This window comes from Klebsiella sp. V115_8 (assembly GCF_029967715.1).
GTDB lineage: Bacteria > Pseudomonadota > Gammaproteobacteria > Enterobacterales > Enterobacteriaceae > Klebsiella > Klebsiella quasipneumoniae.
Map to the genome: position 1 here is coordinate 151,189 of NZ_JASCAR010000032.1, position 23,781 is coordinate 174,969.

Below are 23,781 nucleotides of genomic sequence, written 5' to 3' on the forward strand. Positions count from 1 at the left end.
TGTGCAACCATTCTGATTAACGCGCTACCGTTCATTATCTTTCTGGTGTTTTGTCCTGCCATTTCCTTCTGAATGACATTTCTTCAGGACGGCGACGCAAACGTTCATATTGCCGCGATAGTTTTTTTTGATATGTTGCTGAGACGAACTTTCGTTCAGCACGACATCAGTTAAGACAAAACAGGACGGGGAAATGGCTAAGGTATCACTGGAAAAAGACAAGATTAAATTTCTGCTGGTTGAAGGTGTGCATCAAAAGGCAATCGATAGCCTTCGCGCGGCAGGTTACACCAACATTGAATTTCATAAAGGCGCGCTGGATTCCGAACAGCTGAAAGCGTCGATCCGTGATGCCCATTTCATCGGCCTGCGTTCCCGTACCCATCTGACTGAAGAGATTTTCGCCGCGGCGGAAAAACTGGTTGCCGTCGGCTGCTTCTGCATCGGTACCAACCAGGTCGATCTGAACGCCGCCGCGAAGCGCGGTATTCCGGTGTTTAACGCGCCATTCTCTAATACCCGTTCGGTGGCCGAGCTGGTGATCGGTGAGCTGCTGCTGCTGCTGCGCGGCGTGCCGGAAGCCAACGCCAAGGCGCATCGCGGCGTATGGAATAAGCTGGCGGTGGGGAGCTTTGAAGCGCGCGGCAAGAAACTGGGGATTATCGGTTACGGCCACATCGGCACCCAGCTCGGCATTCTGGCGGAATCGCTGGGGATGCATGTCTTCTTCTATGATATTGAAAACAAACTGCCGCTCGGCAACGCCACTCAGGTACAGCATCTCTCCGACCTGCTGAACATGAGCGACGTGGTCAGCCTGCACGTGCCGGAAAACGCCTCCACCAAAAATATGATGGGCGCGGAAGAGCTGGCGCTGATGAAGCCGGGCGCGCTGCTGATCAACGCCTCCCGCGGTACCGTGGTGGATATTCCGGCGCTATGCGATGCGCTGGCGAGTAAGCATCTGGCCGGGGCGGCAATCGACGTCTTCCCGACCGAACCCGCGACCAACAGCGACCCCTTCACTTCGCCGCTGTGCGAATTTGATAACGTGATCCTGACTCCGCATATCGGTGGCTCCACTCAGGAAGCGCAGGAGAACATCGGTCTGGAAGTGGCCGGCAAGCTGGCCAAGTACTCTGACAACGGGTCAACCCTGTCGGCGGTTAACTTCCCGGAAGTTTCTCTGCCGCTGCACGGCGGACGCCGTCTGCTGCACATCCATGAGAACCGGCCGGGCGTCCTGACCGCCATCAACCAGATCTTCGCCGCGCAGAGCATCAACATTGCCGCCCAGTATCTGCAAACGTCGCCGCAGATGGGTTACGTGGTTATTGATATCGAAGCGGAAGAAGACGTTGCCCAGCAGGCGCTGCAGGCAATGAAAGCGATCCCGGGGACTATCCGCGCCCGTCTGCTGTTCTAATCATTTTTGCCTCTCGGGCAGGTCGCGTACCTGCCCGTTTTTTTGTTAATACTTTCCAGGCTGAATTTCTCGTCCCCGCGTACCTACCAACACCAGGTTTTGCCCGGGGTGATCACCGCCTGCAGCGGGATATCCCACTCTTCGCTCGGCAGGGTGTCCACCTGCTGGCAGTCGTGCGCGTAGCCCACCGGCTGCAGGCGATACTGCTGCCAGTTTTGCAGCGTCCGGTCGTAAAAACCGCCACCCATCCCCAGCCGTTGGCCGCCGGCATCGAAGGCCACCAGCGGGGTGACCAGCACATCAAGTTCAGCGAGCGGCAGCACGTCGCGCACGTCGAGCTTCGGTTCGCGGATCTTCAGGCGATTCACTATCAGTTCGCTCTGCGGATGGTAATGTAAAAACAGCAGGTTACCGGGGCTAAACGGATGCAGCACCGGGAGATAGACTCGCTTACCGGCCCGCCAGAGCTGGTCGATCAGCGGTTGGGTGTCCAGCTCGCCGTCAAAGGAGAGAAACAGCGCCACGGTGTGGGCGAGAACCACCGGCGGCCAGGCCATCATCCGCTCTGCGGCCTGCAGGGCAAACTGCCGCTGTTGCTCAGGGCTGAGCGCGCGTCGACGCTCGCGGATCTGCTGGCGAATGCGCTGGCGGGAGAGCAGGGTATCGGGCTGTAGAGTCATGCAGGTCTCATGGCGAGCAGGCGTAACAATAGAAAACAGTGTAATACAGTGCGGCATCAGCCGAAAACAGGCGTGGGGAAATAATGCGAGGTAAGGAAGGGAATCTCCGAGATGCCGCCGCAGGCTGTAACCCTTGAACCCTTGGTTCAAGGTGAATGTGTCGTCACAGTTTTAAGGCTTCTCGGACGGACCGAGCATGCTCACCAACCGTGGAGCGCCACATTCTTGTGGTATGAAATATCGGCTCAGGGGACTGGCCCGCTTGCAAACATCTCAGAGAAATTTTGTTCCTGGAGTTACTCTAACACAGTTAACTGCAAAGTGTTATTCAAACTTCGACCCTGGTCTTTCGCTTATGCGACCTTGCTCAAGCAATGCTTGCTCGATGGTCTGCTGAAGCATGCGAATGCGCTGCTCCATACTGGAAGCGTAGTCGCGGGTCTTCGCTTTTTCCTGAGTCAACTCATAGCTGATGTTCAACGCGGCGATGAAGACCAGCTGCTCAGTATTTGTGACTCTAGTGCGTTCTTTTAAATCTTGCAACCGCTGATTAAGGTCTTCAGCTGCCTGATTCAGGGCATCCCTTTGTTCAGGCGGGCAATTCACTCGCAGTGAACGGCCGAAAATTTGGAGATCTACGGGTTGTGCAGACATGCCACCTTCCTGCTGATTGACTGCGCTGCCTTCACACCCTGACCCGGGTCTGCGAAGGGGCGACACTATAGCTACCCTGGTGCGAAGATACAAGCCCTATTCTGGTTCACCAGGGTCCAAAGTGGTAGCATACCATGAATATTCCTCCCAACGATGACGAATGCGCATGTCTATACAGAACGAAATGCCTGGTTACAACGATGTAGACCAGTTACTGAACCAACAAGGGGTAGGGCTTACCCCGGCCGAGATGCACGGTTTGATCAGCGGATTACTGTGCGGCGGCAACACGGACAGCAGCTGGCAGCCGCTGGTGCACGACCTGACCAACGAAGGTCTCGCCTTCGGCCATGAGCTGGCCCAGGCGCTGCGTAACATGCATTCCGCCATCAGCGACTCACTGGATGACGACGGCTTCCTCTTTCAACTGTATCTGCCGGAAGGCGATGCGGTGAGCGTCTTTGACCGCGCCGACGCCCTCGCCGGCTGGGTCAACCACTTCCTTCTCGGCCTTGGCGTTAGCCAGCCGAAGCTGGATAAAGTGAAAGACGAAACCGGGGAAGCGATTGACGATCTGCGTAATATTGCCCAGCTGGGCTACGATGAAGACGAAGATCAGGAAGAGCTGGAGATGTCTCTGGAGGAGATTATCGAGTATGTCCGCGTTGCCGCACTGCTGTGCCACGACACCTTTGCGCGTCAGCAGCCAACCGCACCGGAAGTCCGCAAACCGACATTACACTAACTAAAATTCGTTCAGGGGGCGTCATGACTCAGCAGGAATTTCTCTCGCGTCGCCAGGCGCTGTTGGCGCAGATGCAGCCAGGCAGCGCGGCGCTGATTTTCGCCGCACCGGAAGCGGTGCGCAGTGCAGATTCGGAATATCCCTACCGGCAGAACAGCGATTTCTGGTACTTCACCGGCTTCAACGAACCGGAAGCGCTGCTGGTGTTGATTAAAAGCGATGAAACCCACAACCATAGCGTGCTGTTCAACCGGGTTCGCGATCTGACCGCTGAGATCTGGTTCGGTCGCCGTCTGGGCCAGGAGGCCGCGCCGGCGAAGCTGGGCGTTGACCGGGCGCTGGCGTTCAGCGAAATCAACCAGCAGCTGTATCAGCTGCTCAACGGTCTGGACGCTATCTATTTTGCCCAGGGCGAATATGCCTATGCCGATGAGATTGTGTTCAACGCCCTCGAAAAACTCCGCAAAGGCTCGCGGCAGAACCTGCAGGCGCCGAACTCGGTGATCGACTGGCGGCCCATTGTGCATGAGATGCGCCTGTTCAAATCCGCGGAAGAGCTGGCCGTGATGCGCCGCGCCGGGGAGATCAGCGCCCTGGCCCATACCCGGGCGATGGAAAAATGCCGCCCTGGCATGTTCGAGTATCAGCTGGAGGGCGAAATTCTCCATGAATTCAATCGCCACGGCGCGCGCTTCCCCTCCTATAACACCATCGTTGGCGGCGGCGAAAACGGCTGCATTCTGCACTACACCGAAAACGAATCTGAACTGCGCGACGGCGACTTAGTGCTGATTGACGCCGGCTGCGAGTATCGCGGCTATGCCGGCGACATTACCCGCACCTTCCCGGTGAACGGCAAATTCAGCCAGCCGCAGCGCGAAATCTACGATATCGTGCTGGAATCGCTGGAGACCGCGCTGGAACTCTACCGCCCGGGCACCTCAATCTGCCAGGTGAACCAGGAAGTGGTGCGCATTATGATCACCGGCCTGGTGCGGCTGGGGATCCTCAAAGGCGAGGTTGACGAGCTGATCGCCAACAATGCCCACCGCCCGTACTTTATGCACGGTCTGAGCCACTGGCTGGGGCTGGATGTACACGATGTCGGTCACTACGACACCGACCGTTCTCGCGTCCTGGAGCCGGGGATGGTGCTGACCGTCGAACCGGGGCTGTATATCGCCGCCGACGCCGACGTGCCGGCGCAGTACCGCGGCATCGGCATCCGTATTGAAGATGACATCGTCATTACCGAAGACGGCAACGAAAATCTCACCGCCGGCGTGGTGAAGAAGGCGGATGAGATCGAAGCGCTGATGGCGGCGGCGCGCCAGTCATGAGCGTGCTGATCGTCGGCGGCGGGATGACCGGGGCGACGCTCGCCCTGGCCATCTCCCGTTTGACCGGCGGCGCGCTGCCGGTCCATCTGATTGAGGCGCAGGATCCCCAGTCGGCTCGCCATCCCGGCTTCGACGACCGGGCGATCGCCCTGGCCGCCGGCACCTGCCAGCAGCTGGCGCGCATCGGTGTCTGGCAACGTCTCGCCGAGCGGGCGACGGCTATCCAGCGGGTACACGTCAGCGACCGCGGCCATGCCGGTTTTGTGAATCTGGCGGCGGCGGATTATCGCCTGCCGGCGCTGGGTCAGGTGGTTGAACTCCACGATGTCGGCCAGCGCCTGTTTAGCCTGCTGCGCGAGGCGCCGGGCGTGACGCTGCATTGCCCGGCGAAGGTGGCAGCGGTCAGCCGCAGCCAGGAGAGCGTCAGCCTTACCCTTGAGGGGGGCGAAACGATCAGCGGCAAGCTGCTGGTGGCGGCGGACGGTTCGCGTTCGTCGCTGGGCGCCCGCTGCGGCATCAGCTGGCAACAACAGCCCTATGAGCAACTGGCGATTATCGCCAACGTAAGCACCGCGCTGCCCCACGAAGGCCGCGCTTTCGAACGTTTTACCGAGCATGGCCCGCTGGCGATGCTGCCGATGTCGCAAGGGCGCTGCTCGCTGGTGTGGTGTCATCCGCAGTCGCGCCGCGACGAGGTGCTGAGCTGGTCTGACGAACGCTTTTGTCAGGAGCTTCAGCAGGCTTTCGGCTGGCGTTTGGGGCGGATTACCCACGCCGGGAAGCGCAGCGTCTATCCGCTGGCCCTCACCACCGCCAGCCGCGCGGTGTCGCACCGCCTGGCGCTGGTCGGTAACGCGGCGCAGACGCTGCACCCGATTGCCGGGCAGGGCTTTAATCTCGGCCTGCGCGATGTGATGAGTCTGGCGGAGCTGCTCGCTGACGCCCATCTCAGCGGCGAAGATGTCGGCCATTATCCGCTGCTGTGTCGCTATCAGGCGCGCAGAACAGGGGATAAAGCCGCCACCATCGGCGTGACCGATGGGCTGGTGCATCTGTTTGCCAACCGTTGGGCGCCGCTGGTGGCGGGGCGCAATGTCGGTCTGATGGCCATGGAATTATTTACCCCGGCGCGCGATGCGCTGGCGCAGCGTACCCTCGGTTGGGTTCCCCGTTAAGGAGTAGAACGTGCAAAGTGTTGATGTTGCCATTGTTGGCGGTGGAATGGTGGGGCTGGCGGTAGCCTGCGGTTTACAGGGCAGCGGCCTGCGCGTCGCGGTGCTGGAGAAAGCGGAGCCGCAGCCGCTGGCTGCCGATGCGCCGCCGGCGCTGCGCGTGTCGGCAATAAACGCCGCCAGCGAAAAGCTGCTGACGAAGCTGGACGTCTGGCGCGAGATCGTTGCCCGACGCGCCAGCTGCTATCACGGAATGGAAGTGTGGGACAAAGACAGCTTCGGCCGCATTAGCTTTGATGACCAGAGCATGGGCTTCAGCCATCTGGGCCATATTATTGAAAACGCCGTGGTGCATTATGCGCTGTGGCAGAAGGCGCAGCGCTGCGCCGACGTCACCCTGCTGGCGCCTGCGCAACTGCAGCAGGTGGCGTGGGGCGAAAATGAGGCCTTTCTCAGCCTGCAGGACGGCAGCATGCTCACCGCGCGTCTGGTGATCGGCGCCGATGGGGCGAATTCATGGCTGCGCAATAAAGCCGATATTCCGCTGACCTTCTGGGATTACCATCATCACGCGCTGGTGGCGACTATCCGTACCGCTGAGCCGCATCAGGCGGTGGCGCGCCAGGTATTTCATGGCGACGGGATCCTCGCCTTCCTGCCGCTCTGCGATCCGCACCTGTGCTCGATCGTCTGGTCGCTGTCGCCGGCGGAGGCGCAGCGGATGCAGGAGGCTGATGAAGCCACCTTTAACCAGGCGTTGAATATCGCCTTCGATAATGGCCTTGGCCTCTGCCAGCTGGAAAGCGCACGTGAAGTCTTCCCGCTGACCGGCCGCTATGCCCGCCAGTTCGCCGCCCACCGCCTGGCACTGGTCGGCGATGCCGCGCATACCATCCACCCGCTGGCCGGGCAGGGCGTCAACCTCGGCTTTATGGATGCGGCCGAGCTTATCGACGAACTGAAGCGTCTGCACGCCCAGGGCAAAGATATCGGCCAGCATCTTTATCTGCGCCGCTACGAGCGCAGCCGCAAGCACAGCGCCGCGCTGATGCTGGCGGGTATGCAGGGCTTCCGCGACATGTTTTCCGGTAGCCATCCGGCGAAGAAGTTCCTCCGCGACATGGGGCTGAAACTGGCCGATACGCTGCCGGGCGTGAAACCGCAGCTGATTCGCCAGGCGATGGGCCTTAACGATCTGCCTGCCTGGTTACGTTAACCGCGTCACACTTCTTTCACCCGGCCTGCGCGCCGGGTTTTCCCCCTCATTTGAAATATTCTAATTTCACCTCTTTTTTCGCATTAGTTTTATTAATGCGTCCTTTTTTTTGTTAAAGAAATTAGGGCTATAAAATCGCATAAAACACCATCATTACCTAATTCGAGCCGCGGTATTGTTAATTTTATGTGGCGTAAATCGCTTTTTTCCAGTCAATAACTCTGTAGGCTTTTCGGCGGATTTTAGTCATAAGCTAATGTGATGCCCTGAATGAGCTTATGGTTTAGCGCCGGGTTCGGTGGTAAGTTCAGGCAAAAGAGAACGTTTGCGTCGGTGTCCGTCAGCGATGCCGACGCCCCATTTCGTGGCGAAAAATCGCCGACAATCTCGTGGCTGGTTCCGTTTTATTCGATGAGGAAAAGATGGCTCAACAGACTCCGTTGTATGAACAACACACGCTGTGCGGCGCGCGCATGGTGGATTTCCATGGCTGGATGATGCCGCTGCATTACGGATCCCAGATTGATGAGCACCATGCGGTGCGCGGCGACGCAGGCATGTTCGATGTGTCGCATATGACCATCGTTGATTTCCACGGCAGCCGGACCAGAGAGTTCTTGCGCTATTTGCTGGCCAACGACGTGGCGAAGCTCACCACCCCGGGCAAAGCGCTCTACACCGGCATGCTGACCGCCTCTGCCGGCGTCATCGACGACCTGATTGTCTATTTCCTCTCTGAAGATTATTTCCGCCTCGTTGTTAACTCCGCCACCCGCGAAAAAGACCTCGCCTGGATTTCCGAACAAGCTGAACCTTACGGCCTTGAAATCATCGTTCGCGACGATCTCTCGCTGATCGCGGTCCAGGGGCCGCAGGCGAAAGCGAAGGCGGCGACGCTGTTCACCGACGCGCAGCGTCAGGCCGTGGAAGGTATGAAGCCGTTCTTCGGCGTGCAGGCCGGCGAGCTGTTTATCGCCACCACCGGCTATACCGGCGAAGCGGGTTATGAAATCGCCATGCCGAACGAGCAGGCGGCGGATTTCTGGCGCGGTCTGCTGGACGCTGGCGTTAAGCCGTGCGGTCTCGGCGCGCGCGATACCCTGCGCCTGGAGGCCGGGATGAACCTGTATGGCCAGGAGATGGACGAAGGCGTCTCTCCGCTGGCGGCGAATATGGGCTGGACTATTGCCTGGGAACCGGCGGATCGTAATTTTATCGGTCGCGAAGCGCTGGAGATGCAGCGTGAAAAGGGCACCGAACAGCTGGTTGGCCTGGTGATGACCGAGAAAGGCGTCCTGCGCGGCGGCCTGCCGGTACGTTTTACCGATAGCGACGGTACTCAAAAAGAAGGCATTATCACCAGCGGCACCTTCTCGCCGACCCTGGGCTACAGTATCGCGCTGGCTCGCGTGCCGGCCGGAATTGGCGACACCGCGGTGGTGCAAATTCGTAACCGTGAAATGCCGGTAAAAGTGACTAAACCTGGTTTTGTACGCAATGGCAAAGCCATTGTGTGATTTCCCTTTTTTGGAGATGAATTGATGAGCAACGTACCAGCAGAACTGAAATACAGCAAAGAACACGAGTGGCTGCGTAAAGAAGCGGACGGCACCTATACCGTCGGGATCACCGAGCATGCGCAGGAGCTGCTGGGCGATATGGTATTCGTTGATCTGCCGGAAGTGGGCGCCACCGTTGAAGCGGGCGCCGATTGCGCGGTTGCCGAATCCGTGAAGGCGGCTTCCGATATTTATGCCCCGATCAGCGGTGAAATCGTTGCCGTTAACGAAGAGCTGAACGACTCGCCGGAACTGGTCAACAGCGACCCGTACACCGACGGCTGGATCTTCAAAATCAAAGCCAGCGATGAAGCGCAGGTTGCCGCGCTGCTGGATGCGACCGCCTATGAAGCTCTGTTAGAAGACGAATAAATACGTTTCATCCTTCACGCTGCAGGGGCGTTGGCTTCCTGCCGCGCGGACGATTTTGCGTATTCCGGCCCGGTAAGCATCAGCGTTTGCCGGGCAAACCAGTCAGACAATCACGATTCACCGCACGTTTCAGGAACCATCGCTCATGACTCAGACTTTAAGTCAGCTTGAAAACCGCGACGCCTTTATCGAACGTCACATTGGCCCGGACGCTCAGCAGCAGCAAGAGATGCTGAAGACCGTCGGCGCGGATTCGCTTAACGCCCTGATCGGCCAGATTGTGCCGCAGGATATCCAGCTGGCGACCCCACCGCAGGTGGGCGACGCGACAACCGAATTCGCCGCGCTGGCAGAGCTGAAGGCGATCGCCGGTCGCAACAAGCGCTTCAAGTCTTACATCGGCATGGGCTACACCGCCGTGCAGCTGCCGCCGGTTATTCAGCGCAACATGCTGGAAAATCCGGGCTGGTATACCGCCTATACCCCTTACCAGCCGGAAGTCTCCCAGGGCCGTCTGGAATCGCTGCTCAACTTCCAGCAGGTTACGCTGGATCTCACCGGGCTGGATATCGCTTCCGCTTCGCTGCTCGATGAAGCGACCGCCGCCGCCGAAGCGATGGCGATGGCCAAACGCGTCAGCAAACTGAAAAACGCCAACCGTTTCTTCGTCGCCGCCGATGTCCATCCGCAAACCCTGGACGTGGTGCGCACTCGTGCGGAAACCTTCGGTTTCGACGTGATCGTCGATGACGCCGACAAAGTGCTCGATCACCAGGATGTCTTCGGCGTGCTGCTGCAGCAGGTGGGCACCACCGGCGAAATCCACGATTACAGCAAACTGATCGCCGAGCTGAAAGCGCGCAAAGTGATTGTCAGCGTCGCTGCCGACTTTATGGCGCTGGTGCTGCTGACGGCGCCGGGCAAGCAGGGCGCGGATATCGTCTTCGGCTCCGCCCAACGCTTCGGCGTGCCGATGGGCTATGGCGGCCCGCACGCGGCCTTCTTCGCGGCGAAAGATGAATTCAAACGCTCCATGCCGGGCCGGATTATCGGCGTATCGAAAGATGCGGCGGGGAATACCGCGCTGCGCATGGCGATGCAGACTCGCGAACAGCATATCCGCCGCGAGAAAGCGAACTCCAACATTTGTACCTCGCAGGTGCTGCTGGCCAACATCGCCAGCCTGTACGCGGTATTCCACGGCCCGGCGGGTCTGAAACGTATCGCAGGCCGCATTCATCGCCTGACCGACATTCTGGCCGATGGCCTGCAGAAGAAAGGGCTGAAGCTGCGTCATGCCCACTACTTCGACACCCTGTGCGTGGAAGTGGCGGATAAAGCCGCGGTGCTGGCGCGTGCCGAAGCCCTGCAGATTAACCTGCGCAGCGATATTCACGGCGCGGTGGGCATTACGCTCGATGAAGCGACCACCCGTGAAGACGTGCTCAACCTGTTCCGCGCCATCGTCAGCGACGATCATGGTCTGGACATCGATACCCTGGATAAAGACGTGGCGCTGGACAGCCGCTCCATCCCGGCGGCGATGCTGCGCGACGATGCGATCCTCACCCATCCGGTGTTCAACCGCTACCATAGCGAGACCGAGATGATGCGCTACATGCACGCCCTGGAGCGTAAAGATCTGGCGCTGAACCAGGCGATGATCCCGCTGGGTTCCTGCACCATGAAGCTGAACGCCGCGGCGGAGATGATCCCCATCACCTGGCCGGAGTTCGCTGAGCTGCACCCGTTCTGCCCGGTAGAGCAGGCGGAAGGGTATCATCAGATGATCGCTCAGCTCTCCGACTGGCTGGTGAAACTGACCGGCTATGACGCCGTCTGCATGCAGCCGAACTCCGGCGCGCAGGGCGAATATGCTGGCCTGCTGGCGATTCGCCACTACCACGAGAGCCGCAACGAAGGCCATCGCGATATCTGCCTGATCCCAAGCTCCGCGCACGGCACCAACCCGGCTTCCGCGCAGATGGCGGGTATGCAGGTGGTGGTGGTCGCGTGCGACAAAAACGGCAACATCGATCTCGCCGACCTGCGTGAAAAAGCAGAGCAGGCGGGAGCGAATCTCTCCTGCATCATGGTCACCTATCCGTCGACCCACGGCGTATATGAAGAGACCATTCGCGAAGTGTGCGAGATCGTGCACCAGTTCGGCGGCCAGGTTTACCTTGACGGCGCCAACATGAACGCCCAGGTCGGGATCACCTCTCCGGGCTTTATCGGCGCTGACGTTTCGCACCTCAACCTGCATAAAACGTTCTGCATTCCGCACGGCGGCGGCGGCCCGGGTATGGGCCCAATCGGCGTGAAAGCGCACCTGGCGCCGTTCGTGCCGGGTCACAGCGTGGTGCAGATTGAAGGGATGCTGACCCGTCAGGGCGCGGTTTCCGCTGCGCCGTTCGGCAGCGCGTCCATCCTGCCGATCAGCTGGATGTATATCCGTATGATGGGCGCGGAAGGGCTGAAGCAGGCGAGCCAGAACGCGATCCTTAACGCCAACTACATCGCTACCCGTCTGAAAGACGCCTACCCGGTGCTCTACACCGGTCGCGATGGTCGCGTGGCGCACGAATGTATTCTCGATATTCGTCCGCTGAAAGAAGAGACCGGCATTAGCGAGCTGGATATCGCCAAGCGCCTGATCGACTTTGGCTTCCATGCGCCGACCATGTCCTTCCCGGTAGCGGGTACGCTGATGGTTGAGCCGACGGAATCGGAAAGCAAGGTGGAGCTGGACCGCTTTATCGACGCGATGCTGGCGATCCGCGCGGAAATCGACCGCGTCAAAGCCGGTGAATGGCCGCTGGAAGACAACCCGCTGGTGAACGCGCCGCATACCCAGGGTGAGATCGTTGGGGAATGGAACCATCCGTACAGCCGCGAGCTGGCGGTATTCCCGGCGGGTCTGCACAACAAATACTGGCCGACGGTGAAACGCCTGGACGACGTGTACGGCGACCGTAATCTGTTCTGCTCCTGCGTGCCGATGAGCGAATATCAGTAACGTGCGGAATTAGCTATACTTTTAAAGGCGCTGCGGCGCCTTTATTTTTTGGGAGAAAAGCATGGGGATAGCACTGATTAGCGGCGCGAGCCGCGGAATAGGCCGGGCGACGGCGCTGCTGCTGGCGCAGGAAGGGTATACTGTCGCGGTCAATTATCATCACAATATTAACGCTGCCACCGAGGTGGTGAATACCATTGTTGCCGCCGGCGGCAAAGCCACGGCGCTGCGGGCGGATATCAGTGATGAAGCGCAGGTGATGGCGATGTTTGAGGCGATTGACCGCATGGGCGAGCCGCTGACGGCGCTGGTCAACAACGCCGGGATCCTCTTTACCCAGTGTACGGTGGAGAGCCTGAGCGCCGAGCGCATTAACCGCGTGCTGGCGACCAACGTGACCGGCTATTTCCTCTGCTGCCGCGAGGCGGTCAAGCGCATGGCGCATCAGCATGGCGGCAAGGGCGGGGCGATAGTTAACGTGTCGTCGGCGGCGTCGCGCCTTGGTTCGCCGGGAGAATATGTAGATTACGCCGCGTCGAAAGGGGCGGTGGATACCCTGACCACCGGGCTGGCGCTGGAGGTGGCGGCGCAGGGGATCCGGGTAAATGGCGTGCGCCCTGGGCTGATTTATACCGAGATGCACGCCTCCGGTGGCGAACCGGGGCGCGTGGATCGGGTGAAGCATTCGCTGCCGATGCGGCGCGGCGGTCAGCCGGAAGAGGTCGCTCAGGCCATTGCCTGGCTGCTGAGCGACAAAGCGTCCTATGTGACGGGCAGTTTCCTCGAACTGGCGGGCGGTAAATAACCCGCTGATGTCAATTGCCCGGCGGCGCTGCGTTTGCCGGGCATGGGGGTAAGGCGAACGGTAGGCCGGGTAAGGCGTAGCCATCACCCGGCATAAAGTCCGGTAAAGTGGCTGACCTACCAGGAGGCCAGCCACAGCCGTAGACGCATTCCCCAGCCGCTGGTCCAGCCGGTGGTGACCGACTTCACCTCGCCTCGATAAATCACCACCAGCGTTGGCGTCACCCGAATGTCCCACTGCCGCGCCAGCTGGCCGCTCGGGTCATTTACCGTCGGCAGCGCCAGTTTCTTTCTGGCAAGCCACGTCTCCAGCGCGGCGTTATCGCCGGATCGCAGGGCCACGGTCAGCACATTGCCGCCATCGGCGGCAAGCGATGCCACCGACGGCGTAGTGTAGCGACAGACCCCGCACCAGGTGGCCCAGACGTACAGCAGCAGCGGCTTTTGCTGGCTCATGGCGTTCAGATCCACCGTCCTGCCGTCGAGGGTGTGCAGCGATGTGGCGCTGACGTTTTGCGGCAGCGCGGGCTGGCGAAAATAATCCACCGCCAGGCCCACCGCCGCGCCAATCAGCAGCCACACCGCCAGCTCACACAGCCAGCGCCGGAGCTTACTGGCCACGGGCTTTCGCCAGCTGCTCTTTCACCAGCCCCTCCAGTTCGTCAGCAGGGATCGCCCCGGCCACCATCTGATCGCCGATGATGGTCGCCGGCGTGCCCTGAATATTCAGCACCTGCGACAAAATCAGGTTCATCTTCAGCGAATCCATGGTCTTGTCATCGAGACTGACGCTGTCGGTGGCGGTTTTCTTCTGCGCCGCGGCGATGCTGGCGTCATCGTGATAGCCTTTTTTCGCCATCAGCCGCTGATGCAGCGCCCAGAACTTATCGGGCTGCTGGCGCCAGGTAGAGAGCGCCGCTTTGGCGGCATTGACCGAACTTTGCCCCTTGAACGGCAGCAGCTTCACGATCAGCCGGATGTCCGGGTTATCGTGGACGATTTTTTCCAGCATCGGATCAAACTGTTTACAGTAAGGACAGTTGTAATCGGTAAACGAGACGATCGTCAGCTTCGGCGCTTTGGCGCCGGTGCGCGGGCTGTTCGGATCGTTAAACAGCAGCTGCGCCAGCTGGTCATTACCGTTTGCTGGTGGTTCTTCCGCCGGGGCGGCGAAACTGAAGGCGGATACGCACAGCAGCAATAAGGCGGTGATAGCTCTCATGTTAGTTTCCTTTGGCGGCGGACAGGGTGGCGAGGAGGTGGTCGCGATCTAACAGCGCAGGCAGGATCTCTCCCTGCGGCAATCCCGGTCCGTAAATCTGGTTAAACGGCACCGCGGCGCTGCCGCGGTCGGTTAAAAACTGACTAATCGTGGCGGAGGGGCGGCTCCAGTCGCCGCGCAGGGCGACCACGTCCGGCGCTAACAGCGCCTGCTGGACGTCATCGCGCAGCAGCACGTTGTATTTATTGGCTTTACAGGTCACGCACCAGTCGGCGGTGACATCAATAAACACCCGCTTATGTTCCGCCAGGGCGCTGGCGATAGCCTGCTCGCTGAGCGGCTGCCAGTTAACCCGGTCGCGGCGCGGGCCCTCGCCGTCAGGCCGGGAGACAAAGGCGACGGCGCCGGCCACCACGATGGCCAGAGCCCCTGCGCGCAGCGCTGTCCGCCAGCGGTAGTGCCAGGCGGTGGCCAGCAGCAGGGCTACGGTCAGTATCACCAGCAGGGTAAGCACCGGGGTACGGCCGATGTGGATCGTCAGCAGGCTGACCAGCCATAGCGCCGAGCCCAGCATCATCACCCCCAGCGCCACCCGCAGATGATTCATCCAGCGGCCTGGGCGCGGAAGGCGTTGCGCCAGCCCCGGCCAGGCGACGATCAGCAGCCACGGCAGGCTCATGCCGATCCCCATGGCGAAGAAAATCCCCCACAGCAGCGGCAGCGGCGCCACCAGCGCCACCGACACGGCGGTGCCGAGGAACGGCGCGGTGCAGGGCGTCGCCAGCAGGGTGGCGAAGGCGCCCTGCCAGAAATGGCCCATTAAGCCGTTGCCGCCTCGGGTGGCGAGGAAGGTGCTGGCGGTGGAGGAGAGGCGGATTTCGAACAGCCCCAGCAGACTGGCGCTGAACAGGACCATCACCAGCGCCATGGCGCCGATAAACCACGGGTTCTGGAACTGGATCCCCCAGCCGAGCGCCTGATTACCCAGGCGTAGCGCGGTCATCATCAGCGCCAGCGCCAGGAACAAGACGACGATCCCGCACGCCGAGGCGAGGAACTGTCGGCGCACCGCGCCGCGTTCGCGATGTTCGGTTTGCATCAGCGAGCCGAGCTTCATCGCCAGCACCGGCAGGACGCAGGGCATTACATTGAGGATAAGCCCCCCGGCCAGCGCCATCAGCAGCACCCAGCCTAACGCCGCTCCCGGCGCGGCGCTGCCTGCGCTGATAGCGAGCTGGCTTTCCTGCGCCTGGCCGCTATCCGCCAGCACCAGCGACAACGTTTTACCGCGTAGATCCGGCGCCGCTTCGCCCCAGCTATCGGTGACCGGCACGCTGGCGGTCAGCGTATCGCCGCGGGTGGTAAAGCTCGGCTTGCCGAAATCGACATCCTCCATGCTGTCGATAAACAGCGCTGGCTGCTGCCAGCCGGCATCACGGCGGGCGGTCACCGTCAGTTTGCCGCTGACGTAGCTGGCGTTCAGCTGCGAAGTCAGGCCATCGCGCAGCGGCAGCGTGCCCATCGCACGGGTGTAATCGTAGGCAAAACCCTCCCCTGGCGGGGCCGTCATATCCAGCGAAAACGGATATTCAGTGAGAATGCAGACATTGCTGCAGGTGGATAATGTCAGTACGCCGCTGAGCGTCGGCGGTATCTTCCCGCGCAGGGTCATCGGGAAGCTGATGTCGCCGTGATACCCCTGAGTGGAAATGCCCGCAACGTCGAAACGCTGCGGCGTCGGCCAGCGCCAGTCAACCGCCAGCGGCGTGCCCCAGGCGATAGCCGGCGCGATGCCGCCTTCCCCTGGCGAGCGCCAGTAGGTTTTCCAGCCCTTTTCCAGCGCCACGTCTAAAAGCAGGCGGGTATCGCCATTGCTCTCGGTTTGCGCCCGCAGGCGCACGCTGGCGTGTTGATTATCGGCGGCGCGTAGCCAGCCGCTGTCGGCGGCCTGGCTGACGGGCAGCCATAGCCAAAGCAGGCAGACCAGTAGTCGCCTGAATAACATAGACATAAATTTGCTCCGTAAATGATGAATTAACCTGAACTGTCAGGAAAATCACTCACTCACGGAAGACGCATAATCGCAGATGCACCCGCAATCGGGGCGGGGAGATAACGCGGGGAGGCCACTGGCGTTCGATACGCGGCGGGATCGCCGCCAGCACCGCCAGCAGCAGGGTGATAGCCAACAGCGCCCCTTCGAACAGCATCGGCGGGACGGCCATCAGCGATTTGGCGCTGAGCTCGCACGGCGTGACCGGCGCGTCGGCCTTTTCCTGGGTTTGCTGTAGCGACGGGCTGTCGGCAGCGAGGTTCATGACCAGCGCGTGCATCCCGGCCATTCGCTGGGCGGTGCAGACCAGCACCACCAGACAGGCCAGGAGGACAAAAAGAATGGCTTTGCGTTGTCGCTTAATCATGAGCGCCTCAAATATTCACGAGGCCTATCTTATCGGGCGAACGCGTTTTGGCAATGGTAAAGCTGTAAAGAAGTGTCTGGCGGATAAGCGATTTGCCCTCCCCCGGCCGGGAGAGGGCAGTCAATTACAGATTCTCACCGTTGCTGGCGATGACCTCTTTGTACCAGTTGAAGCTCTTCTTGCGCGAGCGGGACATATCGCCGGTGCCGTCGTCGTGTTTGTTGACGTAGATGAAGCCGTAGCGTTTGCTGTACTGGCCGGTGGTGAAGGAGACGCAGTCGATGCAGCCCCACGGGGTATAGCCCATCAGATCGACGCCGTCGTAGGTGACGGCTTTCATCATCTCTTCGACGTGGGCGCGCAGGTAGTCAATGCGGTAGTCATCGTTGATGCTGCCGTCGGCTTCGACTTTGTCGTAGGCGCCAAAGCCGTTCTCGACGATAAACAGCGGCTTCTGGTAGCGCTCATACAATTCACACAGGGAATAGCGCAGACCGACCGGGTCAATCTGCCAGCCCCAGTCGGAGGCTTTGACGTGCGGATTCGGCACGCTGCCTTCGAAGCCGGAAATGGCGTCGCCGGTGCCGCCTTCGGCTTTTACCGCGTTGGTCATGTAGTAGCTGAAGCCAAGATAAGCGCAGGTGCCTTCGCGCAGGATCTGCGCGTCGCCATCTTCCATCTTGATGTTGAAGCCGCGGCGCTCCCACTCATTCAGCACATAGCTCGGATAGTAACCGCGCAGCTGAACGTCGGTAAAGACGTAGCGCTCGCGCATCGACTCCTGAGCAAACATCACATCTTCCGGTTTGCAGGAGTAAGGGTAGAGGGCGACCATCGCCAGCATGCAGCCGACCTGCATGTCCGGGTTAATACCACGCGCCGCTTTCACCGCCAGCGCGCTGGCGACGAACTGATGGTGCAGCACCTGGTACATGGTCTCTTCCGGGTTGTCATGCTCGGTATAAACCACCCCGGAGCAGCAGTAGCCGAACAGCGGCGCGCGCCAGTTACGCTGGTTATTGATCTCGTTGAAGGTCATCCAGTATTTCACTTTGTGCTTATAGCGCTCGAAGACCACTTCGGCGAAGCGCACAAAGAAATCGACCACTTTACGGTTGGTCCAGCCGCCGTACTGCTGCACCAGGTGCAGGGGCATCTCGAAGTGGGAGAGGGTGATCACCGGCTCGATGTTGTACTTCAGCAGCTCGTCGAACATGTCGTCGTAGAACTTCAGCCCCTCTTCATTCGGCTGGGTCTCGTCGCCCTGCGGGAAGATGCGGGTCCAGGCGATGGAGGTACGGAAGCATTTGAAGCCCATCTCGGCGAACAGTTTGATGTCTTCTTTGTAGCGGCCGTAGAAATCCACCGCTTCGTGGTTGGGGTAATATTTGCCGGCTTCAACCTGGTGGGTGATTTCACGCGGCACGCCGTGCGCCCCGCCGGTCAGTACGTCGCAGATGCTCGGGCCTTTGCCGCCCTGATCCCAGCCGCCTTCAACCTGATGCGCGGCAACCGCGCCGCCCCATAAAAAATCTTTCGGAAGGGTTAATTTTTTCATCCTGGCTAATCTCTCTAATAACTATTGCTCTCGAGTCTAGCAAAGTGAAATTGAATGTCACGATATAACAAATTACGCCAAACGTAATATGTTACATCGAAAAAACAGGCTGTTATTTTTAGCTGATTTTGCGCGCTAATTTACGTCCGAGCGTTTCGAGAATATAGATCACTGGAATTTGCGTCGTAATATCGTAGACACCGCCAATGCGCGTCTGCGGCACGTGCCAGGAGAGATTGAAATCGGCCAGTTTGGCCAGCCGCGAGTGTTCGTGACTGGTAATGGACATCACCTTGCAGCGGTGCAGGCTGAACTGGCTGGCGAAGCGCAGGATCTCTTCCGTCTCGCCGGAGACGGAAAGCACGATCGCCAGCGCGTTACGGGCCATATCGTTAGTCACCGGAAAATAGGGGTCATCAATATGATTACTAAATTTCCCGACGTTGGAGAAGAAGCGGGCGCCATATTTCGCCAGCGCGCCCGAGGTGCCTGCGCCGACGAAAATAATACGTTCGGAGGCGAGAATAATATCGACGGCCTGCTCGAGTAATTCATCGAACTCGTCATTATTAACGCTTTTAAAAAAGCTCATGATTTCGCTGGCGCCGATATTTGCCTGTTGAGGCTCGTTCTGCTCAAGATATAATTTAAAGCGCACGCGAAATTCAGAGTAGCCCTCGCACTGCAGTTTGCGGCAGAAGCGCAACACGGTGGTGGTGGAGACGCCGGCGGCTTCGGCCAGTTCGCGGATGGTCATGTACATCACTTTGTCACGATTCTTAATGACGTAGTGGTAGACCATCATCTCAAGATTATTGAGACTGGCGACAGCGGCGTGGGAGAACATACTCACAGTGGCGAACTCACAATTCATAATGACCAGGACGGAATTATATCATGCAGGCCAATGACATTACCTTTTTTCAGCGCTTTCAGGAGGACATCCTCGCCGGGCGCAAAACGATCACCATTCGCGATGCGGCGGAGTCGCACTTTAAGCCCGGCGATGTGCTGCGCGTCGGGCGCTATGAAGACGACGGCTATTTTTGCACCATCGCCGTAACCGCGACCTCTACGGTGACTCTCGACACGCTAACCGACCAGCATGCTCAACAGGAGAATATGACCCTCGGGCAGCTGCGTCAGGTCATCAGCGACATCTATCCTGGGGAGAACCAGTTTTATGTCATTGAATTCAAAACGCTTTAAGACAATCAGGAACAGCTGTGAGTTGAAATAAAATTGTAACTTTATGATTTTAATGTATTTACAAATATACATCGTTTTATTTTAGCTAACAGGTGTTCACTGGAATCATTCTCAGTTACCCTAAGTGGGCAATGAAAGCGTTCTTGTTTTCACGGAGTCAAATATGGTGCGCAAACCATTAATCACTCAGGGATATTCTCTGGCAGAGGAAGTTGCCAACAGCATCAGTCACGGGATCGGGCTGGTGTTCGGTATCGTCGGCCTCGTACTCTTGCTGGTGCAGGCGGTGGACACTAACGCCAGCGCGACGGCGATCACCAGCTACAGTCTGTACGGCGGCAGCATGATTATGCTGTTTCTCGCCTCCACGCTCTATCACGCGATCCCGCATCAGCGGGCGAAACAGTGGCTGAAAAAGTTCGACCACTGCGCCATCTACTTGTTAATCGCCGGGACCTATACGCCGTTTTTGCTGGTAGGGTTGAACTCGCCGCTGGCGAAGGGGCTGATGATCGTCATCTGGAGCCTGGCGCTGCTGGGGATCCTGTTTAAGCTGACCATCGCGCACCGCTTTAAAATCCTGTCGCTGGTGACCTATCTGACCATGGGCTGGCTGTCGCTTATCGTGGTCTATCAGCTGGCGGTAAAGCTGGCGGTGGGCGGTGTGACGCTGCTGGCGGTCGGCGGGGTGGTGTACTCGCTCGGGGTCATCTTCTACGTCTGCAAACGCATTCCCTATAACCACGCTATCTGGCATGGCTTCGTGCTCGGCGGCAGCGTGTGTCACTTCCTGGCGATCTATCTGTACGTCGGCCAGTCCTGATAAACATCCCACGGCTTACCGTGGCTACGGTTATCTGCGGCCTGGAAATCCCACGGTGGCGCTGCGCTTACCGTGGCTACGGTTATCTGCAGTCAAGTAGCCCGGCTAAGGCGCGAGCGCCGCAAGCCGGGAGTCATAACGCTTTATTACGCGTCTTCCAGTGAATAGGGCAGCGGTTCGATGCGCAGGCTGCCGGCATCGTCGCGCACGCGGAACACGCTGTCCGGCTCCATATCGTTATTCATCACCACCTGCACCAGCAGCTGGCCATCATCCAGCTGAACCGCCGCAAGCACCGTACCGGTGCGGCGCCAGTTTTCGCCCATCTTCAGCTCCAGATCTTCTCCGGCCTCCGGCACCCGGCTGGCGGTACCTGACAGCGTCCACAGCGCGCGCTTATTGGCGCCGCGGAATTTCGCCCTGGCGACCATTTCCTGGCCGGTATAGCACCCTTTTTTGAAGCTGATACCGCCCAGCGCCTGCAGGTTGGTGGCCTGCGGAATGAACTGCCCGCTGTTGGCGCTGTCGATAACCGGCAGACCGGCTTCAATATTCAGCGCCAGCCACTGCTGGCTGTTGTTGAGCTGCGCTTCGCCACGCAGCGCGTCGGTGACGCGATTGGCGGTGTCGACATCAGTCACCAGCAGGAAGCGTTCGCCCGGGTGTTCAAACCACAGCAGGCTGGTGGCGCCTTCGCTAATCACCGGCGTCGCGGCGTCGGGCAGGGCGGCGAACAGCGGCGCCAGCGCGGCGCGCGCCTGGAAGCCGGCCACCCCCAGCAGAACCAGATCGTCGTTGGCGGCGATGGTGACTTTGGAGAAGACGGCATATTTTTTCAGCTCGGTCAGCTGCGCGTCGCGCAGGCTGCGGCGCTCAATCCACGCGAAGCCGCCGTCGCGGCGGAATACGCGCAGGTTGCTCCACATCTTGCCTTTGGCGTCACAGTGGGCGGCAAGCAGATGCTGGGCATCGGTGAGACTGCTCACATCGGCGGTAATCTGCCCCTGCAGATATTTTTCGCTGTCCGGTCCGCTAATTGTCGCCAGCGCCCAGTCATCCAGGGTCATCAGCGTTAACGGCAGACGAGCGGAAGAGGAAGGCTGACGCGGAGGAAAAGGTGTAAAAGCCATAGTCATATCCTGAATCGCTTAACGCAGTGTGTGTGACCAATGGTAAAAGAGCTATAGTGCATTGCAAGCGCTTTCAACAGGCCATTTGTGCGCTGACGTTTGGCGACGGCCTGACGCGGGAAAACAATAAGCCCATCATTATTTTATGGTTTTTATGGAAGGATGCTCGCATTCAGCGATATTCCTGTAAAGTTACGGCAGAAAACGGGTTAAACTAACCTATATTTTGCTGCAGGAAGGTCAACATGGACATTAACAATAAAGCACGTATCCACTGGGCATGCCGCCGCGGGATGCGCGAACTCGACATCTCCATCATGCCGTTCTTTGAGTATGAGTACGATACCCTCAGCGACGCTGACAAACAGCTGTTCATTCGCCTGCTGGAAAATGACGATCCGGATCTGTTCAACTGGCTGATGAACCACGGCAAACCGGCCGATGCGGAGCTGCAGCGGATGGTAACCTTAATTCAGACACGGAATCGGGAACGTGGTCCTGTGGCAATCTGATCTCCGTATCTCCTGGCGCGCGCAGTGGTTTTCCCTGCTGCTCCACGGCGTTGTGGCGGCGCTGGTGCTGCTGGTTCCCTGGCCGTTAAGCTACACCCCGATCTGGCTGCTGCTGCTGTCGCTGGTGGTCTTTGACTGTGTGCGCAGCCAGCGACGGATCCATGCCCGTCGCGGGGAGATAAAACTGCTCACCGATTCCCGGCTGCGCTGGCAAAACGCCGAATGGGAGATCCTCGGGACGCCGTGGGTCATCAACAGCGGTATGCTGCTGCGTTTGCGCCATGTCGATACCCGACGCGGTCAGCATCTGTGGCTGGCGGCGGACAGCATGGATCCCGGAGAGTGGCGGGATCTGCGCCGGCTGGTGCTGCAAAAACCGGCGCAGGAGTAAGCGGCGTCAGGAGAAGTGTTCGGCCATTTCGCCGAGGATCTGCTCGCACCAGCTCTGGATGCGCTCGTCGCTCAGGTCGTACTGGTTGGTTTCATCCAGCGCCAGGCCAACGAACAGTTGGCCATCAGCGATCACCGGTTTCGGGCTGGTGAACTCATAGCCTTCGGTTGGCCAGTAGCCGACAAACTTCACGCCTTTGGTCGCCAGCTTGTCATGCAGCATGCCCAGCGCGTCAAGGAACCATTCGCCATAGCCCAGCTGATCGCCCATGCCGTACAGCGCGACGATTTTGCCCTCCAGGTCCAGGGTGTCCAGCTGGTCCCAAACCGCTTCCCAGTCTTCCTGAATTTCGCCGAAATCCCAGGTCGGGATGCCGAGGATCAGTACATCGTACTGGCTCATCAGGGCGGGGGAGTCATCTTTCAGATTGTGCAACGTCACCAGCTCAGGGCCGATGATATCGCGGATTTTCTCCGCGGCCATTTCGGTGTAGCAGGTACTGGAGCCGTAAAACAGACCTATATTCATCGCGTAAACATCTCGATTCTTGCTGTGAATGGCGGGCAGTGTACCAGAAAGGCGTCCTCTTAAGGCATAATGAGAGCGTTTAACGAACAAAGAGGCCGATGTGAAACAGGATCTGGCACTAATCGAACAGTTTCTCGATGCCCTTTGGCTGGAGCGCAATCTGGCGGAGAATACGCTCAGCGCCTACCGTCGCGATTTGACGATGCTGGTGGAGTGGCTGCACCATCGCGGCCTGTCGCTGGTAAGCGTCGGCAGCGACGACCTGCAGGCGCTGCTGGCCGAGCGGCAGTCCGGCGGCTATAAAGCCACCAGCACCGCGCGCCTGCTGAGCGCCGTGCGTCGTTTCTTCCAGCATCTGTACCGGGAAAAAATTCGCCCGGACGACCCCAGCGCGCTGCTGGCCTCGCCGAAGCTGCCGCAGCGGCTGCCGAAGGATCTCAGTGAGGCGCAGGTTGAGCGTCTGCTGCAGGCCCCGCTGGTGGAGCAGCCGCTGGAGTTGCGCGACAAAGCGATGCTGGAGGTGCTGTATGCCACCGGCCTGCGCGTCTCGGAGTTGGTGGGGCTGACGATGAGCGACATCAGCCTGCGCCAGGGCGTGCTGCGGGTGGTGGGCAAAGGCAATAAAGAGCGGCTGGTGCCGCTGGGGGAAGAGGCGGTACTGTGGGTGGAAAATTACCTCGAGTATGGTCGCCCCTGGCTGCTGAACGGCGTGGCGTCGGATGTCTTATTTCCCAGCCAGCGCGCCCAGCAGATGACGCGTCAGACCTTCTGGCACCGGATTAAACACTATGCCGTGCTGGCGGGGATCGACAGCGAAAAGCTCTCCCCGCACGTGTTGCGCCATGCGTTCGCCACGCATTTGCTCAATCATGGCGCCGATCTGCGCGTGGTGCAGATGCTGTTAGGACACAGCGATCTCTCCACCACGCAGATCTACACCCACGTGGCGACCGAGCGTCTGCGACAACTTCATCAACAGCACCACCCGCGGGCGTGAGTGC

Annotated in this window: 24 protein-coding genes and 1 other RNA gene; 14 read left to right on the forward strand and 11 right to left on the reverse strand. The window is 59.5% G+C overall.

Features of this window, described 5'->3' with window-relative positions:
* Positions 1-193 precede the first annotated feature (193 nt).
* Positions 194-1,426, forward strand: coding sequence for a phosphoglycerate dehydrogenase (gene serA / locus QLG03_RS15005; protein WP_008806446.1), 1,233 nt, complete (start codon positions 194-196; stop codon positions 1,424-1,426).
* 83 nt (positions 1,427-1,509) lie between these two features.
* On the opposite strand, the gene QLG03_RS15010 is transcribed toward serA, so the two are convergent.
* The 3 genes from QLG03_RS15010 to zapA form a co-directional block, all read right to left on the reverse strand.
* A complete protein-coding gene (locus tag QLG03_RS15010) occupies positions 1,510-2,106 on the reverse strand; it encodes a 5-formyltetrahydrofolate cyclo-ligase (protein WP_255988787.1) in 597 nt (198 codons plus the stop codon).
* Between the two features lie 99 nt (positions 2,107-2,205).
* Positions 2,206-2,389: non-coding RNA, 6S RNA (gene ssrS / locus QLG03_RS15015), on the reverse strand.
* Between the two features lie 41 nt (positions 2,390-2,430).
* On the reverse strand, positions 2,431-2,760 hold the full coding sequence (gene zapA / locus QLG03_RS15020; protein WP_004205298.1) for a cell division protein ZapA: 330 nt from the start codon (positions 2,758-2,760) through the stop codon (positions 2,431-2,433).
* Positions 2,761-2,926: 166 nt separating this feature from the next.
* On the opposite strand from zapA, the gene QLG03_RS15025 reads away from it, so the two are divergent.
* From QLG03_RS15025 to QLG03_RS15060, 8 genes are all read left to right on the forward strand, one after another.
* Complete coding sequence (locus tag QLG03_RS15025; RefSeq protein ID WP_002916486.1) at positions 2,927-3,505, forward strand: YecA family protein; 579 nt, start codon at positions 2,927-2,929, stop codon at positions 3,503-3,505.
* A 23-nt stretch (positions 3,506-3,528) separates the two neighbouring features.
* A complete protein-coding gene (gene pepP, locus QLG03_RS15030; RefSeq protein WP_004205299.1) occupies positions 3,529-4,845 on the forward strand; it encodes a Xaa-Pro aminopeptidase in 1,317 nt (438 codons plus the stop codon).
* Entirely contained in the window at positions 4,842-6,020 is a 1,179-nt protein-coding gene (gene ubiH, locus QLG03_RS15035) for a 2-octaprenyl-6-methoxyphenyl hydroxylase (protein ID WP_023290982.1), read from the forward strand. Before pepP ends, ubiH begins: the two co-directional genes overlap by 4 nt.
* A gap of 10 nt (positions 6,021-6,030) precedes the next feature.
* Positions 6,031-7,233 (forward strand): FAD-dependent 2-octaprenylphenol hydroxylase, encoded by a 1,203-nt coding sequence (gene ubiI / locus QLG03_RS15040; protein WP_032454040.1) that lies wholly within the window; start codon positions 6,031-6,033, stop codon positions 7,231-7,233.
* Positions 7,234-7,655: 422 nt separating this feature from the next.
* Positions 7,656-8,750 (forward strand): glycine cleavage system aminomethyltransferase GcvT, encoded by a 1,095-nt coding sequence (gene gcvT / locus QLG03_RS15045; RefSeq protein ID WP_023290980.1) that lies wholly within the window; start codon positions 7,656-7,658, stop codon positions 8,748-8,750.
* Positions 8,751-8,774: 24 nt separating this feature from the next.
* On the forward strand, positions 8,775-9,164 hold the full coding sequence (gcvH, locus tag QLG03_RS15050) for a glycine cleavage system protein GcvH (protein WP_023290979.1): 390 nt from the start codon (positions 8,775-8,777) through the stop codon (positions 9,162-9,164).
* 145 nt (positions 9,165-9,309) lie between these two features.
* The gene (gcvP, locus tag QLG03_RS15055; protein WP_050533754.1) at positions 9,310-12,183 is read left to right on the forward strand and encodes an aminomethyl-transferring glycine dehydrogenase; all 2,874 of its coding nucleotides are present in this window, start codon (positions 9,310-9,312) and stop codon (positions 12,181-12,183) included.
* A 61-nt stretch (positions 12,184-12,244) separates the two neighbouring features.
* The gene (locus QLG03_RS15060) at positions 12,245-12,988 is read left to right on the forward strand and encodes an SDR family oxidoreductase (RefSeq protein WP_023290977.1); all 744 of its coding nucleotides are present in this window, start codon (positions 12,245-12,247) and stop codon (positions 12,986-12,988) included.
* A gap of 116 nt (positions 12,989-13,104) precedes the next feature.
* Here QLG03_RS15060 and QLG03_RS15065 read toward each other — a convergent pair whose 3' ends face one another.
* The 6 genes from QLG03_RS15065 to QLG03_RS15090 form a co-directional block, all read right to left on the reverse strand.
* Positions 13,105-13,608 (reverse strand): protein disulfide oxidoreductase, encoded by a 504-nt coding sequence (locus tag QLG03_RS15065; RefSeq protein WP_255988783.1) that lies wholly within the window; start codon positions 13,606-13,608, stop codon positions 13,105-13,107.
* Complete coding sequence (locus QLG03_RS15070) at positions 13,598-14,209, reverse strand: thioredoxin domain-containing protein (RefSeq protein WP_282473653.1); 612 nt, start codon at positions 14,207-14,209, stop codon at positions 13,598-13,600. The genes QLG03_RS15065 and QLG03_RS15070 overlap by 11 nt, the downstream gene beginning before the upstream one ends.
* Position 14,210: 1 nt before the next feature.
* Positions 14,211-16,220, reverse strand: a complete 2,010-nt coding sequence (locus QLG03_RS15075) for a protein-disulfide reductase DsbD domain-containing protein (protein WP_255988781.1) — start codon at positions 16,218-16,220, stop codon at positions 14,211-14,213.
* A gap of 49 nt (positions 16,221-16,269) precedes the next feature.
* A complete protein-coding gene (locus QLG03_RS15080; RefSeq protein WP_048335259.1) occupies positions 16,270-16,629 on the reverse strand; it encodes a hypothetical protein in 360 nt (119 codons plus the stop codon).
* Positions 16,630-16,753: 124 nt separating this feature from the next.
* Positions 16,754-18,187: a 6-phospho-beta-glucosidase BglA gene (bglA, locus tag QLG03_RS15085; protein ID WP_023290972.1), complete on the reverse strand. Its 1,434-nt coding sequence runs from the start codon at positions 18,185-18,187 to the stop codon at positions 16,754-16,756.
* 118 nt (positions 18,188-18,305) lie between these two features.
* Positions 18,306-19,034 carry a MurR/RpiR family transcriptional regulator gene (locus QLG03_RS15090; protein WP_032454033.1) on the reverse strand — a complete coding sequence of 243 codons (729 nt, stop codon included), beginning with the start codon at positions 19,032-19,034 and terminating at the stop codon, positions 18,306-18,308.
* Between the two features lie 50 nt (positions 19,035-19,084).
* On the opposite strand from QLG03_RS15090, the gene yqfB reads away from it, so the two are divergent.
* Both yqfB and QLG03_RS15100 read left to right on the forward strand, forming a co-directional pair.
* Positions 19,085-19,396: a N(4)-acetylcytidine aminohydrolase gene (yqfB, locus tag QLG03_RS15095; protein ID WP_023290970.1), complete on the forward strand. Its 312-nt coding sequence runs from the start codon at positions 19,085-19,087 to the stop codon at positions 19,394-19,396.
* Positions 19,397-19,559: 163 nt separating this feature from the next.
* Entirely contained in the window at positions 19,560-20,219 is a 660-nt protein-coding gene (locus QLG03_RS15100) for a hemolysin III family protein (RefSeq protein WP_008806429.1), read from the forward strand.
* A gap of 146 nt (positions 20,220-20,365) precedes the next feature.
* On the opposite strand, the gene ygfZ is transcribed toward QLG03_RS15100, so the two are convergent.
* Positions 20,366-21,349 (reverse strand): tRNA-modifying protein YgfZ, encoded by a 984-nt coding sequence (gene ygfZ / locus QLG03_RS15105; protein ID WP_023290969.1) that lies wholly within the window; start codon positions 21,347-21,349, stop codon positions 20,366-20,368.
* Positions 21,350-21,594: 245 nt separating this feature from the next.
* On the opposite strand from ygfZ, the gene sdhE reads away from it, so the two are divergent.
* On the forward strand, positions 21,595-21,861 hold the full coding sequence (gene sdhE, locus QLG03_RS15110) for an FAD assembly factor SdhE (RefSeq protein ID WP_002916312.1): 267 nt from the start codon (positions 21,595-21,597) through the stop codon (positions 21,859-21,861).
* Positions 21,842-22,252, forward strand: coding sequence for a protein YgfX (locus QLG03_RS15115; protein ID WP_023290968.1), 411 nt, complete (start codon positions 21,842-21,844; stop codon positions 22,250-22,252). The genes sdhE and QLG03_RS15115 overlap by 20 nt, the downstream gene beginning before the upstream one ends.
* A 6-nt stretch (positions 22,253-22,258) precedes the next feature.
* On the opposite strand, the gene fldB is transcribed toward QLG03_RS15115, so the two are convergent.
* Positions 22,259-22,780: a flavodoxin FldB gene (fldB, locus tag QLG03_RS15120; protein ID WP_004205324.1), complete on the reverse strand. Its 522-nt coding sequence runs from the start codon at positions 22,778-22,780 to the stop codon at positions 22,259-22,261.
* A 100-nt stretch (positions 22,781-22,880) separates the two neighbouring features.
* Here fldB and xerD point away from each other — a divergent pair, with 100 nt between their 5' ends.
* The gene (gene xerD, locus QLG03_RS15125; protein WP_044524682.1) at positions 22,881-23,777 is read left to right on the forward strand and encodes a site-specific tyrosine recombinase XerD; all 897 of its coding nucleotides are present in this window, start codon (positions 22,881-22,883) and stop codon (positions 23,775-23,777) included.
* Positions 23,778-23,781: the final 4 nt, after the last annotated feature.